Source organism: Savagea serpentis, from assembly GCF_015351395.1.
GTDB classification, from domain to species: domain Bacteria; phylum Bacillota; class Bacilli; order Bacillales_A; family Planococcaceae; genus Savagea; species Savagea serpentis.
On sequence record NZ_JADKPV010000002.1, the window covers coordinates 1 to 17,003 of the forward strand.

17 protein-coding genes are annotated in these 17,003 nt (G+C 41.0%); 13 read left to right on the forward strand and 4 right to left on the reverse strand.

Annotated features, from left to right (window positions below; all coding sequences use genetic code 11):
• Window positions 1-1,220: M20 family metallo-hydrolase (locus IRY55_RS06025; protein WP_194562410.1), on the reverse strand; the 1,220-nt coding region annotated here is incomplete at its 3' end.
• A gap of 286 nt (window positions 1,221-1,506) precedes the next feature.
• Here IRY55_RS06025 and IRY55_RS06030 point away from each other — a divergent pair.
• The 5 genes from IRY55_RS06030 (at window position 1,507) to IRY55_RS06050 (ending at window position 6,261) form a co-directional block, all read left to right on the forward strand.
• On the forward strand, window positions 1,507-3,174 hold the full coding sequence (locus tag IRY55_RS06030) for an SLC13 family permease (protein ID WP_194562411.1): 1,668 nt from the start codon (window positions 1,507-1,509) through the stop codon (window positions 3,172-3,174).
• Window positions 3,175-3,351: 177 nt separating this feature from the next.
• Entirely contained in the window at window positions 3,352-4,884 is a 1,533-nt protein-coding gene (adh, locus tag IRY55_RS06035) for an aldehyde dehydrogenase (RefSeq protein ID WP_194562412.1), read from the forward strand.
• A gap of 15 nt (window positions 4,885-4,899) precedes the next feature.
• A complete protein-coding gene (locus IRY55_RS06040) occupies window positions 4,900-5,265 on the forward strand; it encodes a DUF779 domain-containing protein (protein ID WP_194562413.1) in 366 nt (121 codons plus the stop codon).
• Between the two features lie 106 nt (window positions 5,266-5,371).
• Window positions 5,372-5,548: a hypothetical protein gene (locus tag IRY55_RS06045; protein ID WP_194562414.1), complete on the forward strand. Its 177-nt coding sequence runs from the start codon at window positions 5,372-5,374 to the stop codon at window positions 5,546-5,548.
• 98 nt (window positions 5,549-5,646) lie between these two features.
• Window positions 5,647-6,261, forward strand: a complete 615-nt coding sequence (locus IRY55_RS06050; RefSeq protein WP_194562415.1) for an NAD(P)-dependent oxidoreductase — start codon at window positions 5,647-5,649, stop codon at window positions 6,259-6,261.
• Here IRY55_RS06050 and IRY55_RS06055 read toward each other — a convergent pair.
• Window positions 6,258-6,671, reverse strand: coding sequence for a thiol-disulfide oxidoreductase DCC family protein (locus IRY55_RS06055; protein WP_194562416.1), 414 nt, complete (start codon window positions 6,669-6,671; stop codon window positions 6,258-6,260). The genes IRY55_RS06050 and IRY55_RS06055 overlap by 4 nt on opposite strands.
• 114 nt (window positions 6,672-6,785) lie before the next feature.
• Here IRY55_RS06055 and IRY55_RS06060 point away from each other — a divergent pair, with 114 nt between their 5' ends.
• Window positions 6,786-6,974 carry a histidine kinase gene (locus IRY55_RS06060; RefSeq protein WP_194562417.1) on the forward strand — a complete coding sequence of 63 codons (189 nt, stop codon included), beginning with the start codon at window positions 6,786-6,788 and terminating at the stop codon, window positions 6,972-6,974.
• A gap of 40 nt (window positions 6,975-7,014) precedes the next feature.
• Here IRY55_RS06060 and IRY55_RS06065 read toward each other — a convergent pair whose 3' ends face one another.
• Together IRY55_RS06065 and IRY55_RS06070 are read right to left on the reverse strand one after the other, a co-directional pair.
• Window positions 7,015-8,013 (reverse strand): DUF4179 domain-containing protein, encoded by a 999-nt coding sequence (locus IRY55_RS06065; RefSeq protein WP_194562418.1) that lies wholly within the window; start codon window positions 8,011-8,013, stop codon window positions 7,015-7,017.
• On the reverse strand, window positions 8,006-8,539 hold the full coding sequence (locus IRY55_RS06070; protein ID WP_194562419.1) for a sigma-70 family RNA polymerase sigma factor: 534 nt from the start codon (window positions 8,537-8,539) through the stop codon (window positions 8,006-8,008). Before IRY55_RS06070 ends, IRY55_RS06065 begins: the two co-directional genes overlap by 8 nt.
• Before the next feature lie 157 nt (window positions 8,540-8,696).
• On the opposite strand from IRY55_RS06070, the gene IRY55_RS06075 reads away from it, so the two are divergent.
• The 7 genes from IRY55_RS06075 to IRY55_RS06105 all read left to right on the forward strand — a co-directional run bounded on the left by IRY55_RS06075 (window position 8,697) and on the right by IRY55_RS06105 (window position 16,948).
• Window positions 8,697-9,302 carry a biotin transporter BioY gene (locus tag IRY55_RS06075; protein WP_408015136.1) on the forward strand — a complete coding sequence of 202 codons (606 nt, stop codon included), beginning with the start codon at window positions 8,697-8,699 and terminating at the stop codon, window positions 9,300-9,302.
• A gap of 5 nt (window positions 9,303-9,307) precedes the next feature.
• Window positions 9,308-10,300 carry a biotin synthase BioB gene (gene bioB, locus IRY55_RS06080; RefSeq protein WP_194562420.1) on the forward strand — a complete coding sequence of 331 codons (993 nt, stop codon included), beginning with the start codon at window positions 9,308-9,310 and terminating at the stop codon, window positions 10,298-10,300.
• A 143-nt stretch (window positions 10,301-10,443) separates the two neighbouring features.
• Window positions 10,444-12,147, forward strand: coding sequence for a hypothetical protein (locus IRY55_RS06085; RefSeq protein ID WP_194562421.1), 1,704 nt, complete (start codon window positions 10,444-10,446; stop codon window positions 12,145-12,147).
• Between the two features lie 131 nt (window positions 12,148-12,278).
• Complete coding sequence (locus tag IRY55_RS06090; RefSeq protein ID WP_194562422.1) at window positions 12,279-12,737, forward strand: CtsR family transcriptional regulator; 459 nt, start codon at window positions 12,279-12,281, stop codon at window positions 12,735-12,737.
• Window positions 12,738-12,837: 100 nt separating this feature from the next.
• Window positions 12,838-13,380 carry a UvrB/UvrC motif-containing protein gene (locus tag IRY55_RS06095; RefSeq protein WP_194562423.1) on the forward strand — a complete coding sequence of 181 codons (543 nt, stop codon included), beginning with the start codon at window positions 12,838-12,840 and terminating at the stop codon, window positions 13,378-13,380.
• Entirely contained in the window at window positions 13,370-14,416 is a 1,047-nt protein-coding gene (locus IRY55_RS06100) for a protein arginine kinase (protein WP_194562424.1), read from the forward strand. The genes IRY55_RS06095 and IRY55_RS06100 overlap by 11 nt, the downstream gene beginning before the upstream one ends.
• An 84-nt stretch (window positions 14,417-14,500) precedes the next feature.
• Window positions 14,501-16,948: an ATP-dependent Clp protease ATP-binding subunit gene (locus IRY55_RS06105; protein ID WP_194562425.1), complete on the forward strand. Its 2,448-nt coding sequence runs from the start codon at window positions 14,501-14,503 to the stop codon at window positions 16,946-16,948.
• The last annotated feature ends 55 nt before the right edge of the window (window positions 16,949-17,003 follow it).

Consider the following 17,003-nt stretch of genomic DNA (forward strand, 5'->3'; position numbering starts at 1 on the left):
CTTTCTTGAATGACGAGATCGAATAAAATATCAATACCTTTACATAAATCTTCAATTTCCGTCCATTCTTTCGGAGAATGGCTAATTCCTTTATGACTTGGAACGAAGAAAATAGTAGAAGGAACATATTTTGCGAATACCATCGCGTCGTGTCCAGCTCCGCTATGCATATCCAAAAATGTATAATTTCTTTGTTTGCAACTTTGTTTTAAATAATCATTCATGATTTTATCCATTTTTATCGGTTCAACCTGAAGTTTTTCAGTTAATTCTACTTGAATTTGTTCCGTTTCATGAAGTTTTAAATAATCGTACAGTCGCTCGGTTGCAATTTGCAGTGATTCCCTTGTACTTGATCGCAAGTCAATCGTAAATTCGACAGTATGAGGGATGACATTCGATCCGTTAGGGAAAACATTTAAGTGTCCGACTGTAATGACCGTGCCTGCTTCTGTTTGATCGTGAATGAGCGTTGGTAAATTCGCGATAATTTTACTTGCAGCAACGAGTGCATCTGCTCGCAAGTCCATCGGAGTAGTTCCTGCATGCCCTGCTTCACCTTTTACAGTAATTACGAGGTGACGTAATCCGACGATACTTTCTACGATCCCAATATCCGTATCGTTATTTTCTAAAAGTGGTCCTTGTTCAATATGAAGTTCAATATATCGAGCGATTGTATCGATAGGTCGTGCTTTTCTTTGAGGGAGAGTTAATCCGCTTTGCTCAATCGCTTCAACTGTCGTTAAACCGTCGAATCCGACGAGTTGTTCAAATTTTTCTACGGGCAATTCACCTAACATACTGCGAGAGCCGATTAGCCCTCCAGGAAAACGAGCACCTTCTTCTTCGACAAGTGCGATAAATTCAATTGTCTGTTTCGGTTGGAGCCCTTGTTCAGCAAGTAATGTTGCCACTTCTAAGGCGGCGATAACCCCAGCTGTACCATCAAAAGCTCCGCCATTCGGAACAGAATCAAAATGAGAGCCTACTAATATAGAAGGAAGAGACGAATCTGTCCCGACTAACTTTCCGTAAATATTTCCGAAGCCATCTTCTTTTATGTCTAAATGAGCTTCTTTCATAATTTGAATGATTTCGTTACGTGCTTGTACATGTTCGTTTGAATATGTGAGACGAGTCACACCTTCAGACGGAGTAGCTGAAAATTGTTGAAATGTTTGAATCCATTGTTGAACCCGCGTACGGTTACTTTGCACAATGAGCCCTCCTCTTATAAATATCTTACTCCTTCAAAGTTAGCATGAAATTTTAAAAATGAAAAGTTTTGTCACAAAGTGCTGAACGAGCAAAAAAGCGACTTAAAGACACTCACGCTTTAGTGAAGTAAAGAAAGATTCAGAAAATAAGAAAATAAGAAAAAATTTAACAAAAAGTTTGTTGAAAAGCTTTCATTTCTATATTAATATGGTAAACATTCATACACAAATTATTTTTCATCCCTGTTATATGACAAGGGAATTATACGAGAAGGAGAAGATGGAAATGAACACAATGTGGGCAAAAATGTGGGACTGGCATGATCAAACGAAACGTATCTTTTCCATGTTTTCTTTGAAAAAAGAAAACGCTTTAGAAGCGCAAAAGGAAATGGCTCAACAGACAAATGAAAACGATCACAAAAATGACCACTCTAAACCCCCAAGAGGACGGACAAGCACACAAAATATTGGGTTGTTGTTAGGGCCTGCTTTATTTTTACTGACATTATTATTTTTATCGCCAGAAGGGATGTCCCAAGAAGCATTAGCTGTTTTAGCGAGTACGCTTTGGATTGCGACATGGTGGGTGACGGAAGCGATTCCGATTCCAGCGACATCTTTATTACCCCTCATTTTGTTTCCGCTTTCAGGAGCGGTAGAAGGCTCGGTTGCGAGTTCGTATGCGGACAATACAATCTTTTTATTTTTAGGTGGATTTATTATTGCGCTTGCGATGGAAAAATGGAATTTGCACCGTCGTATCGCCCTCAATATTATTTTATTCGTCGGTACGAGTACGCAACGTCTCATTTTAGGATTTATGGTCGCAACAGGATTTCTCTCGATGTGGATTTCAAACACAGCGACAGCGATGATGATGATGCCGATTGGAATGGCGATCATCGCACACGTCGATACGGCGATTAAAGAGAATGCGGCAGAAACGAACTTCGGTAAAGGCTTGATGCTCGGAATCGGATATTCAGCATCGATCGGTGGACTCGGTACATTAATCGGTACACCGCCGAATACGATTTTCGCAGGTGTTGTCGATAAAATGTATGGCATCGATATTTCATTCGCGAAATGGATGTTATTCGGGGTTCCAATTTCAGTCGTTTTAATGTTTTTAGTTTGGATTTATTTAACGAAAATGGCTTTCCCGTTAAAATTAAAAGAAATTCCTGGTGGGAAAGAGGTTATTGTAAAAGAACGTGATTCATTAGGGAAAATGTCGAAAGAAGAACGTCTCGTCTTATTCGTTTTCGCATTCGCTGCATTTTTCTGGATTACACGTACATTTATCGCAAAAGTAGAATTTGCGAATATCGGAGAATTTTTCGCTCTCCGTGTGAATGATACGACAATCGCGATCATTGCGGCTTTATTGCTCTTTATTTTACCGTCTAAAAAGACGCGTACAGGTGGTCTAGTCACTTGGGAAGATGCGGTGAAAGTTCCTTGGGGAATTTTACTATTATTCGGTGGTGGTTTAGCGATCGCTACAGGATTTAAAGACTCAGGTCTTGCTCAGTGGATCGGTGAACAGTTAACAATTTTACAAGATGTGAACTTAATTATCGTCATTGCGATCGTCGCAACACTCGTCCTGTTCTTAACAGAAGTGACGTCGAATACAGCAACCGCGACGATGATGTTTCCAATTATGGCTGCTCTAGCAGTAGCGTTGGAAGTGCATCCGTATGCTTTAATGATTGCAGCAGGAATTGCCGCTTCATGTGCGTTCATGTTACCGGTTGCTACGCCTCCGAACGCAATTGTTTTCGGTTCAGGCTTGTTGAAAATTAACGACATGGTGAAAGCAGGATTTTGGATCAATATTTTCTGTATTTTCCTCATCACAGCGAGTATTTATATTTTATTGCCACTCGTTTGGGGAATCGATCTTCATACATTACCAGAAGAGATGAAAGTATTTTTAGACGAATAATAAAGAGAAGAGAACTGCGACTAATTATTGCAGTTCTCTTTTTTAATTTTAAATACAAACCCTCAAACAAATAATTTGTCTCTCCTTGCTATTATTTGTTATTATAAAGATAACGAATAAATGTAAGCGTTTACAAAAATTCGTGTATAGAATAGTAAACTCAAGGAGGAATGAACAATGGCTGAAACAAAGGTATATGTGAATCCGAATGAAGAAGGATCGCTCGTCCAATTCAAAGAGAAATACGACAACTTCATCGGAGGAAAATGGGTTGCACCGGTCAAAGGACAATATTTCGAAAATGTCACACCAATTACAGGACAAGTATTTACGAAAGTCGCTCGCTCTACGTCAGAAGATATCGAACTCGCTCTCGATGCTGCACATGCTGCGAAAGATGCTTGGGGAACGACATCGGTACAAGAACGTGCGAACATTTTGCTGAAAATCGCAGATCGACTGGAAGATAACTTAGAATTGTTAGCTGTTGCTGAAACTTGGGATAACGGGAAAGCTATACGCGAAACGTTGAATGCGGATATTCCGCTCGCGGTCGATCATTTCCGCTACTTTGCGAGTGCGATACGTGCGCAAGAAGGTGGCATTAGTCAAATTAATAACGATACGGTCGCCTATCACTTCCATGAGCCAATCGGAGTCGTCGGTCAAATTATTCCGTGGAACTTCCCAATTTTAATGGGTGTGTGGAAATTAGCACCGGCGCTCGCTGCAGGAAACTGTGTCGTTTTAAAACCAGCAGAACAGACGCCTGCTTCGATTATGGTCATGATGGAGTTAATCGAGGACTTGCTACCAGCAGGAGTCGTCAACATCGTGAACGGATTCGGTTTAGAAGCAGGTAAACCGCTCGCGACGAATCCGCGTATCGGCAAAATTGCTTTCACAGGAGAGACGACGACAGGTCGCCTCATCATGCAATATGCGACGGAAAACATTATACCGGTCACACTCGAACTTGGCGGTAAGTCGCCGAATATTTTCTTTGAAGATGTGATGGCGCAAGATGACGGCTTTTTAGATAAAGCGGTCGAAGGACTCGTCATGTTCGCTTTAAACCAAGGAGAAGTATGTACGTGTCCGTCGCGTGCACTCATCCATGAATCGATTTACGATCAATTTATGGAGCGGGCATTAGAACGTGTCAAACAAATTAAAGTAGGAAATCCACTCGATCCGACTGTCATGATGGGCGCTCAAGCTTCGACAGAGCAGCTGGAGAAAATTTTATCGTATATCGATATCGGAAAGCAAGAAGGCGCGGAATGTTTAATCGGTGGCGAACAAAACCAGATGGACGGAGATTTAAAAGATGGTTATTACGTGAAGCCGACAATTTTTAAAGGCGATAATAAAATGCGTATTTTCCAAGAAGAAATTTTCGGCCCGGTTCTTTCGGTAACGACATTCAAAACGAAAGAAGAAGCACTCGACATTGCGAATGACACACTTTACGGATTAGGTGCAGGCGTTTGGACGCGCGATATGACGACAGCGTATCGTATGGGACGTGGTATTCAGGCAGGACGTGTTTGGACGAATACGTATCATCAATATCCAGCACACGCAGCGTTCGGCGGATATAAATTATCGGGAATCGGAAGAGAAAATCATTTAATGATGTTAAGTCACTATCAACAGACGAAAAACTTACTCGTTAGTTATGCAGATGGACCACAAGGCTTTTTCTAAAAAGAGGTGGTAACAATGGACGTACAACGTGTCGTGGCGACAGAAGCAGCGTTGAAGCTCATCGATTTTTTGCGTGAAAAACACGGACCTCTCATGTTTCACCAATCGGGTGGGTGCTGTGATGGATCGAGTCCGATGTGCTATCCAGCAGGAGAATTTTATATTGGCAGTCAAGACATTTTGCTCGGTCATATCGGAGAGACTCCGTTCTACATGCATAAAAGTCAGTTTGAGTATTGGCAACATACGCAATTAATTATCGATGTCGTAGATGGAAGAGGGGGGATGTTTTCTTTAGAAGGTGTGGAAGGAAAGCGATTTTTAACACGCTCGCGCATTTTTACACCGGAAGAAAATGCACAATTACAACAAAATATTTAAATTTTCAAGTCTTGATAATATGTTTCAATCCTAACTCATAAGGGTAATAGACAGTTAATGGTAAACAAGTCACGGAGCCTTTAGAAAAGAAAGAGGAGTGATTGAGATGAGAAAATGTGAAATTCAATATGAACCGAAATTTGAAAATGTAAAAGATAAATTGCCAGAGGAAAAAGATAAAATTTTCAACATGATCGGTGAAGGTGGACCGGTTTACGTTGAGAAAAAAGAAGTGTGCGATGACGGTGAAGAAAAATTAGAAGATATTAAAGTATCTCAATAGAGTAGGAAAGTGTATAGGGTGAATTCACTCTGTACACTTTTTTTGTGTAATGTCTCGTCAACCCGTAACATAGATAGAAAGAAGATAGGAGGAGAAAGATGAATATTATTATTTTTGGAGCGACTGGGCGTGTCGGTAGCCTCGTCATGCAACGCGCATTAGATGAAGGGCATGCTGTTACTGCTTTTGTAAGAGATGCTTCGCGTCTAAAGCAACAACCGACAAAACAAATGATTGGAGACGTCCGTGTGAAAGAGGATGTTTTTCAAGCGATCGAAGGAGCTGATCTCGTCGTTAGTGCCCTCGGGACGGATAAAACGACGACGTTGACAGAGGCGATTCCATCCATTATTGAAGCGATGAAACAATTTGGAGTGAAGCGTATCGTGACGGTCGGGACAGCAGGAATTTTGCAAAGCCGTACAGATCCGTCGAAAGTTCGTTACGAAGCGGGAGACTCGAATCGCAAGCTTACATTCGCCGCGGAAGAACATCATCGTGTATACAATCAATTAAAAGCGACAAGCCTCGATTGGACGATCGTTTGTCCAACGTACTTGCCAGACGGAGAGGCGACAGGAAAGTACCGTGTCGAAAGAGATTATTTACCAGTCGATGGGAAGATGATTTCAGTCGGGGATACTGCTCAATTTGTGTACGATGAATTAATGAATCAAAAGTTCAATCAGAGCCGTGTCGGTATCGCCTATTAATCGTTCTGTTTTGATGTTATCAATCGCGCCATTTCTTCAGGAGTACCGAGACGACAAGCATCACGTTTACCAAATAATCGGTAACGATATTTCGCAATGATCCGATAAACGATATTGCGAATCGGTCGCGGTACGAGAAGTCCGATCGTACCGAGGAAACGATACAGGAATGTTAATTGCTGAGCAATCTTTAAAGCAGCATCGCTATATAAAAAGGCTTCGCCATCTTTAAGTAAAACGAGGCTATCTACTTCTGGTGACACTCCGTAATGAGCGAGAAGCTGTTGACCAATATCGCTTTGTAAAGAAGCGAATTGAATTGTTTCTGCTTCATTGTGAGCTAAAATAAACTGAACGGCACCATTGCATAAATTACAAACACCATCGAATAAAACAATCGGTCGTGTCATGGTTATCCCTTCTTTCCTATTTTCTTTCAGTGTAACAGGAAAGTTTAGAATGTCGACATATTCATATGGTAAACTACATATGATGAAGAAATAGTGAAGGAGCAGGTGAGGCTCGTGCGCGTATTTATGTTTATTTTGCCAATTATGTTTATCGTCGGATCGTTCAGTTGGTACATTTTAAATAAAGACCATCAAGAAGTGCCACCGACGACGAGAATGTGGTTGTCGATTGCGGCGATGTTTTTAAGTGGAATTTTAGCCTTTTTCTTATTCCCTAAAAATGAAATGCCACCGAAAAAATGAAAAAGTCATCATTTATCACGCAGATAAATGATGGCTTTTTTTAATACGTAAAAGTGAAAGTGTCTGCTTCTTGTTGATTAGGGAGTAGAATTTCAATCGTTAATTCTCTAGTGTCTAGCGGAATTCCTTCATAGTAAGCGCGTGCTTTGTAGCGGTTGTTCTCTTTTTCGCCTGTCGTGTAAGAAGCGTAATGGTTCCAATCATTTTCATCTCTTACGGAAAGAATAAAGCCTTCGAGCACCTCTTCATTGAACCCTTTGATTTCGTAATGAAGCGTCGTTGTAATAGGCGATTGTTCGATGGAGTGCAGGGTGAACGTATAGTCTTTTTGCTCGACTGTTTGTTCAATTTCAATCCGTGTCGTCGGTTGCTTTTCGACTTCGAATTGGAAAGCCCAATCGCCTTCAAACGTCGTTTCATGATCTCCTAAATCATGTTCATAAAATGTGATGCCACTAACATTCCAAAAAATATGAAGCGTTTCGGGCGGAGCTTCTACAAAGTCTGCTTGTGTGCGCAACTCGACGATCATTTTATGAGGAGACACTCGATATGATGTTTGTCTGCTCGTTCCAGTGAAAGCTTGCCCATTCCATTGCAAAGGATTTCCGTGGAGATTGACATACGGTTTGTCGGATGGTTTTTCTGTTTCTACGGAAAGATAGGTTACGAGAAATGCCCCGTCGTAGACAGCACGTTCGACATCAATCGTCACTTCACCGTATTGCTGTTTTAAATGTAAAGGAGTGGAAAGTTCCTTATTTCGTTCGTGTACTTCTTTTTCTGTCGGTTCTTCTTTTATGAACAGTGCCACGATATCTTCCATAAGTGGAATCGTTGAAGCGATCGTCGGTGATAAGATGCTTGCACTTACGATAGTCATAAATAATAATGCGATTGCGAGTAATCCTTTTACAAGAGAGGATGTTTTTTTCGTTTGTTTTTGTTGTTGAATATGTGCGATGACTCGTCGTTGTTCTTCTTCTGAAAATGGTAAGGGCTCTAATTGGTCCAATTGTTTACGTTCTCGATCAGTCATCGTCAATCTCTCCTTTCTGAATAGCTCGTTCGATCGTTTTCCGTCCTCGATATAGCCTGTTGTCGATACTTGAGACTGATAAATTAAAATGTTCAGCGAGTTCGCGTTGGGAATAAAGTTCATAATATTTTAAATAAAAAATTTGTCGGTCTAACTCATCGAGAACGTTCAAATAGCGGAAAATGCCGCTTTCTTCCTCCGTTGTCGCTCGTTCTGGTAAATGGGCGAGTGGAATTTCCTCTTCTAACCTTCGCTTATATTGTCGGTAATGATCGATCGCGACGTGACGCGCAATCGTGCCGAGCCAATATTTAAATTGTTCGACCTCTCCCTTATAAGTACGGGCGTTATTCCATGCTTTTAAAAAACTATCATTGACACATTCATCGACTGCAACAGATCCTGCAATCGGTGCGATGATGGAATGACATACTGCTTTGACAAAACCACCATATGTTTGAACGACAATCGGAAGGCTCGTTTCTTTCTGTTTTTGAAATTGTTTCAGCTCTCGTTTTGTAATCATCGAAACCCTCCTATCTTTTCACTAACTATAACGGACGACATATCGAATATCTCTCAAGAAAATAAAAATATTTAAGTTAACTTTTTAAAAATAAGTATTGACATAAAAGATGTAAGCGTTTTATGATAGTAATTGAGTTAACTAAAATAATTAGAAGGTGAACGTATTGAATATAACAGCAAATGAAACGAATCGTTTAAATACAGGACAACAAAAACTCGTCATGATGGTGTACGCAGCGATGTTTGCGGCATTGATGGCGATCGGCGCGAACATTACGACATTTTTACCTTTTCTCGTCGTAGCAGGTGTTCCGATTACGTTGCAAACATTTTTCGCAATATTAGCAGGGCTTTTGCTCGGTAGTCGTGGCGGCGTGCTTGCAACGACATTGTATATGGCACTCGGATTGATCGGTGCTCCTGTACTTGCTGGATTTAAAGGTGGACCAGCACAATTGTTTAGTCCATTTTTCGGGTTTGTCGTATCTTTCATTATCGTAGCTTATGTCGTAGGGAAGATTTCAGAAACGTATCCGACAAAGGTCGGTTTCGTCATTGCAGCGACAGTCGGAACGGTGATCAATTACGTATTCGGAACGACGTGGATGTATTATGCGTGGAAGTTTTGGGCGGAGGCGCCAGAAGTATTCAGTTACAAAATCGCATGGCTCGCTCTCGTACCACCGATGCCGAAAGATGCTGTGTTGATGGTCGTTTGTGGATTGCTCGGTTACCGCACTGCTCATATTAAAAGGAGATGAATGGAATGAATTACGCAACATTAGCAGAAGAAGTTTTGAACGGACGTGTCATTACAGATGAGGAAGCGCTCGCGATTTTAAATAGTCCCGACCGTGATTTATTAAGTCTTTTAGATGGGGCGTACACGATTCGTCACCATTATTATGGGAATAAAGTAAAGTTAAATATGATCATGAATACGAAATCAGGTTTATGTCCTGAAAACTGTGGCTACTGTGCACAGTCGATCGTTTCAAAGGCACCTGTCGAAAAGTACGCGATGATGAAATCGGATGAAATCGTTGAAGGAGCGGAGCGTGCAGCGGCATCGAATGCAGGCACGTTTTGTATCGTCGCGAGTGGTCGTGGTCCGCGCGATCAAGAACTGGAGATTGTCACAGAATCCGTCAAGCGTATTAAAGATAAGTTCCCAGATATGACAGTGTGCGCTTGTCTTGGCTTACTAAAACAAGATCAAGCGACGAAATTGAAAGAAGCGGGCGTTGACCGTTACAATCACAATATTAATACGTCGGAAGAACATCATAAAAGCATTACGACGTCGCACAATTATGACGATCGTGTACGTACGGTTAACTATGCAAAAGAAGCGGGAATTTCACCTTGTTCAGGCGTCATCGTCGGAATGGGAGAAACGAAAGAAGATATTATTAATATGGGGCGCAGCTTGTATAATTTAGATGCGGACTCGATTCCTGTCAACTTCTTGCATGCGATTCCTGGAACACCTTTAGAAGCTTTAGATGAATTGAATCCACGCTACAATTTAAAAGTGCTCGCACTTTTCCGTTATATGAATCCGACGAAAGAGATTCGTGTATCAGGCGGTCGCGAAGTGAATTTACGCAGTTTGCAACCGATGAGTTTATACGTGGCGAACTCTATTTTTGTCGGCGATTATTTAACGACGGAAGGACAAGAAAACAATTCTGATTTCCAAATGCTTGAAGACTTAGGGTTCGAAATTGATCGAACACCATTAACAGTTGCTCAATAAGTAGTTACTTTGCTACTTTTTGATAGAGATACACCCCTTACCTAAAAATGACCTTTTGCCCAAGGTCATTTTTTTGTGTTGAAAATGAAACTATCGGGTATTTCATACGTAAAAGAGATACTAGAAGAAAGAGGGGATTTTTCATGACACAACTCATTCTATTTTCAATTATTGTCGGCCTTCTATTAGCTGTTTTAATGACACCGTTTCTTCCGAAAAAAAGAAAGAATGAAGAGGAAATTGTGCGACGCCATCAACCAGTGAAATGGTTCATCGGCTATGCGATGATTTATTCAATCGCTATATTTATTTTTTACTATGCGACCAATTTAGATCGTAATTTATCATCGCTTTGGTTAATCGTCTTAATTTTTGCGATTCTTGGCGCGACAGTCGCACAAGGAGTCGAGAAAAAAGCGAAAGGCGTGATTGCTCTTCTCGCACTCGGATTCGGTGTTTATATATTAAGTGCGCCCGTTTGGAATGCAGACGAGAAATATGCTGCTGTTGAAATGGAAGAACAAATTGAAATTACGCCATTTGACGAAACGAAAAAACCAGCGAGCGTTCCACCTCAATTCGTCCGCAACAAAATGAAAAAAGCATTCGGTCAAGTACCGAATACGAGTTATTATGAACTCGGAAATTTACAAATTCAAAAAGTGAACGGGGAATTTGTATATATTGCACCTGTCGAATTTTCAGGACTCTTTAAATGGTGGAACGGTAAAACAGTACCGGGCTACTTTACGATGAGTGCGACAGATTCGGCAGACAATCCACGCTTTGTAAAAGCGGAAATGACGTACACACCGTCTGCGTATTTCGGCAAACAAGTGGAACGTCATATGCGAATGGATCACCCAGAGCTCATTTATTACGGAAAAGCACAATTGGAAGTTGATGATGAAGGAAAACCATTCTACATTGCCTCATACGGAAAATTCATTACAGCGCGTGATGGATTTGACGTTCAAGGAATCGTCATGGTCGATACGGAAACGGGGAAAACGATGAAATATGCACTTTCTGAAATCCCCGAATTTATCGATGGTGCAGTGGCACCGGAAGCGGTCAGCTTGCAAAATAGTTATTACGGAAAATACGTACACGGATTTTTTAACTCTTTATTCGGTAAAAAAGATGTGAAAATTCCTTCTGATGAAGGAGTAGAAGCGAGTGTGAACCCCGTCTTTGATGAAACGGGTCACATGTATTACTTCACTGATTTTACAAGCCCGAAAGAAGAAGTCGATTCGATGCTCGGATACGCGTTAACAGATGCGCGTACAGGAGAAGCGACTTACTATACAGGGAACTTGGAAGAGTCTTACATGGATTCTGAAGGGGCCCTTCAAATTGTCGAGAAGAAATTTATTGAAAAGAAATGGCTTGGCGAAATGCCTGTCTTGTACAATTTTTATGGCGAAGCGAGCTGGCTCGTGCCTGTACTTGACTCCAATGGCTTTTTACAAAACTATTTCATCGTATCTGCAGCGAATCCTGAAATCTCTGTTTATGCCAACTCACCAAATGAAGCATTAAAGCTTTATAAAACGGCTTTACAACGTGGAGGTAGTAGAGTAGAAGGAACTTCTAACGCAGAAGTGAAAGAAGCGACAATCACGGTCGAACGAGTTTTTAAAGAGCGAGTAAACGAAGCGACAATCATTAGTATTTTAGCAACGAATGGTCAAAACTATCTCATTTCAACAGAATCGGCACCCCTTGGGGTTTACGTTGAAAAAGGAGATGTATTGCGTGTGCAATATGCGGATACAGGAGACTTTTTCTTACCTGTCCAAACATTTGAAAACACGACAATTACTCCTGCGGAAGAAGGTTAAATAAAAACGTGGTCTCTCTTAGCGAGTGACCACGTTTTTAAATTTCTTGATTCGAATGAGTTGCGACACTTTTAAAAAAAGAATATAATTAAGTCAAAGATAGTCAAAGTCAATGGAGAGAAGGTGATTGCATGAAAAATATTACCGACATCATCGAACAATATTTAAAAGCGATATTGGAAAAGGACGATGGGGCAATTGAAATTAAACGTAATGAAGTTGCTGAACGATTTCAATGTGTTCCGTCACAAATTAACTATGTCATCAATACTCGCTTTACGATGGAGCGTGGCTATGCAGTGGAATCAAAGCGTGGCGGAGGCGGGTATATCCGCATTTACCAAATCCAACTCCACTCTAAAAAAGATGTGTTAGACCATGCTTTACAAATGCTTGGGCAAAGCGCTTCTTACGGAGTAGTGGAAGATGTAATGTACATGTTACTAAAAGAAGAGATTGTGACAGAACGTGAGGCGCGAATGTTATTAGCGGGAGTTTCCCGGGCGGTATTAGATTCTACCTTGCCAGAAGCGGATTATTGGCGTGCAAAAATTGTTCATTCGATGATCGAAACATTATATTATCGTTGATTTTTCATATATTGCTTAATTTTTAACGAGCAGTTCTTTATACTGAATGTATACGTTTTCAAAATATGGAGATAATTCAAATAGAGAGGTGATTTTCCTTATGTTATGTGATAGCTGTCAAGCGAGAGAAGCGACTGTTTTTGTAACGAAAGAGACGATGGATGGACGAAAAGAATATCAACTATGCGAGAAATGCGCATTTGAATCCAATGAAGGAAAGTATTCGATGCAACCACAACCGATGACGATGCAACAGTTTTTAGGCAATTGGTTCGGACAACCGGAAACAGTAAGTAAAGTTCGCCCATATCAGGAAGCCTCGATACTTTGTACGAACTGTCAAATGTCATACGAACAATTTTTGAAAAAAGGACGATTTGGATGTGAACAATGTTATGAAACATTTAGTGAGCAATTACCGAATGTATTTAATAAATTACACAATGGTCACGAACGCCACATCGGAAAAGTTCCAGCATATTATCCAGAAGCATTTGCGTTAGAACGAAAAATTAAAGAAGTGCGAGAACAGATGAATGAAGCGGTGAAAGAGGAGCGTTTTGAAGATGCGGCGATGTTACGTGATGAAGCGATTCGGCTTGAAACTCAATTAAGTAGCGGAGGGGATTCAAATGACAATTGAACGATTTATCGATAATGCCTCTACTGGGTGGATGCAAGGTGGCGGAGAGCAGTCGGATATCGTCATGTCAACGAGAATTCGCCTCGCCCGCAATATACAAGGTATTAAATTTCCGACGATGTTTACGAAAGATGATGCGATGGAAGTGCGCAAGCGGGTAAAAGAAGCTCTACAAGAAGAAGTGCATGAATGGATTGATATGAATGAAATTTCAGCTTTAGAACGTCAAGTGCTTGTCGAAAAACATATTATTAGTCCAGATTTAGCGAATAAAAAAGATATCGGTTCTGTCGCATTAAGTGAAGATCAAAAACAAAGTATTTTAATCAATGAGGAGGATCATTTACGTATTCAATGTATCTATCCAGGATTGCAATTGGAAAGAGCGTATGAGCAGGCAGAACTCGTCGATCATTATTTGGAGAGCCCTCTGAAATTTGCGTTTGATGGAGAGTTCGGCTATTTGACGAGTTGTCCTTCGAATACAGGGACAGGAATGCGTGCATCGGTCATGATGCATTTGCCTGCTTTAACAATTACGCGTCAAATGGAACGCGTAATTCCGGCGATTTCGCGTTTAGGAATTGTCGTGCGTGGTAGTTACGGAGAAGGTAGCGAAGCGCCAGGTAATATTTATCAAATTTCGAATCAAATCACACTTGGCAAAACAGAGCATGAAATTTTACAAGAGTTAAAGCACATTGTGATGCGTTTAATTTCTCATGAACGACGCTCGCGTGATATGTTGCTACAACAATCACGGATCGCTTTAGAAAATAAGTTATTTCGTTCATTAGGTACCATCACTTATGCGAGACTCTTACCATCGAGTGAAGCGGCAAAATGCTTATCGGATGTTCGTTTAGGGATTGACTTAGGATTGATTCAAGACGTTGACATGTCGATTTTAAATGAGCTTATGATTTTTATGCAACCGGCATTTTTACAACAGTATGCAAATGCAGAATTGAATGCTGACGAACGAGATGTGTTCCGTGCGAAATTATTTCGGGAACGTCTCCATATGAAAAAATGAGCGTATTTTTTGTCAAACATGTTCATTTTGCATATAATTAAATTAGTCAAAAAAGGTCAAAGAATTTGAAAAGGAGAGATCCATATGATGTTTAACCGATTTACGCAAAGAGCACAACGTGTACTCCAATTAGCACAAGAAGAGGCTATTCGCTTAAAACATGAAGCGATCGGGACAGAACACATTTTACTCGGTCTCATTCGTGAAGGAGAAGGTATTGCGGCAAAAGCGCTTGAAGCGATTGATGTCGATTTAAATACAATAGAACAAGGGGTAGAACAATTAGTTGGCCAAGGGGAAAAAGAAGTTGGTCCAATCGTTCATTACACACCGAGAGCAAAAAAAGTGATTGAGTTGTCAGTCGATGAATCGAGAAAACTCGGTCATTCTTATGTAGGAACCGAGCATATTTTACTTGCGTTAATCCGTGAAGGAGAGGGCGTGGCGGCTCGAGTATTGAATAATGCGGGAGTAAGTTTAACGAGAGCTCGCCAACAAGTGCTCGCTTTACTCGGCAGTGCAGATGCGAGTAACAATAAACAAAACAATAATGCGAGCAATGCGAAAACGACACCTACTTTAGATAGTTTAGCGCGTGATTTAACAGAAATTGCACGTGAAGGGACGCTAGATCCAGTCATCGGACGCAGTAAAGAAATTACACGTGTTATTGAAATTTTAGCACGTCGTATGAAAAACAACCCGGTATTAATCGGAGAGCCTGGCGTCGGTAAAACAGCGATTGCAGAAGGTCTCGCTCAACAAATTGTTGCGAATGAAGTACCGGAAATATTACGCGATAAACGCGTCATGGTACTCGATATGGGAACGGTCGTTGCAGGGACAAAATATCGTGGTGAATTTGAAGATCGCATGAAAAAAGTAATGGAAGAGATTCGCCAAGTCGGCAATGTCATTTTATTCATCGACGAATTGCATACATTAATCGGTGCGGGCGGTGCAGAAGGTGCAATCGATGCGTCGAATATTTTAAAACCGGCATTATCTCGCGGAGAATTACAATGTATTGGTGCGACAACAATCGACGAGTATCGCAAATATATTGAGAAAGATGCAGCGCTAGAGCGCCGTTTCCAACCAATTCAAGTAGATGAACCAACTGTCGAAGAAACTATTCAAATTATTCGCGGTTTGCGTGATCGTTACGAAGCACATCACCGTGTAAAAATTACGGATGAAGCGATAGAAGCAGCAGCGACGATGAGTGACCGTTACATTTCAGATCGTTTTTTACCAGATAAAGCGATTGACTTAATCGATGAAGCGGGCTCTAAAGTGCGACTTCGCTCATATACAACGCCACCGAGCCTCAAACAATTAGAAGAAGATTTAGAGCGTGTTCGTCAAGAGAAAAATGCAGCGGTACAAAGTCAAGAGTTTGAAAAAGCGGCTTCATATCGCGATGAAGAACAAAAATTAATGCAAAAATTAAATACGACAAAAGAAGAATGGAAAGAACAACAAGGTAAGACGGAATCGGAAGTGACAGTAGAAGATATCGCAGAGGTTGTCGCGATGTGGACAGGTGTCCCTGTTTCGAAAATTGCTGAAACCGAAACGGTAAAACTGTTAAATATGGAAGAATTGCTTCACGAGCGTGTCATCGGTCAAGATGAAGCGGTCGTCGCCATTTCAAAAGCGATTCGTCGTGCGCGCGCTGGATTAAAAGATCCGAAGCGCCCAATCGGTTCATTCATTTTCCTCGGTCCGACAGGTGTCGGTAAAACAGAATTGGCTCGAGCGCTCGCTGAATCAATGTTTGGTGACGAAGAAGCGATGATACGTATCGATATGAGTGAATATATGGAGAAACACGCGACGAGCCGTCTCGTCGGTTCACCTCCAGGTTATGTCGGTCATGATGACGGTGGACAATTGACAGAAGCGGTGCGTCGTAAACCGTATTCAGTAGTCTTGTTAGATGAAATTGAAAAAGCGCATCCAGATGTTTTCAATATTTTATTGCAAGTGTTAGAAGACGGTCGTCTCACAGATTCAAAAGGTCGTACAGTCGACTTCCGTAACACAGTTGTCATTATGACGTCAAACGTCGGAGCGACAGCATTAAAAGACAATCGATATGTCGGATTTAATTTGCAAGATTCAGCTGAAGACGACCATAAAAAAATGAAAGAAAGTATGTTAGAAGCATTGAAACGTGCATTCCGACCAGAGTTTTTAAACCGTGTGGATGAGATGATTGTATTCCACTCATTGGATAAAGAACAATTGCGTGAAATTGTTTCTCTCATGTCTGACGAATTGACGAAACGTTTAGCGGAACAAAATATTTCGCTCGTTATTACAGACGATGCGAAAGATAAAGTAGCTGAAATCGGCTATGATCCAGACTACGGAGCACGTCCTTTACGTCGCGCAATCCAAAAGCATATTGAAGATCTCTTATCGGAAGAATTATTAAAAGGTACAATTCAAGATGGTGGAGAAGTAACGATCGATGTGAAAGACGGAGAGTTTTACATCAAAACGAATGAAACTGTAAACGTTTAAGAAGCATCGATGAAAAGCTGCCGAGTTCGAGTTCGGTAGCTTTTTTTCATGAAAA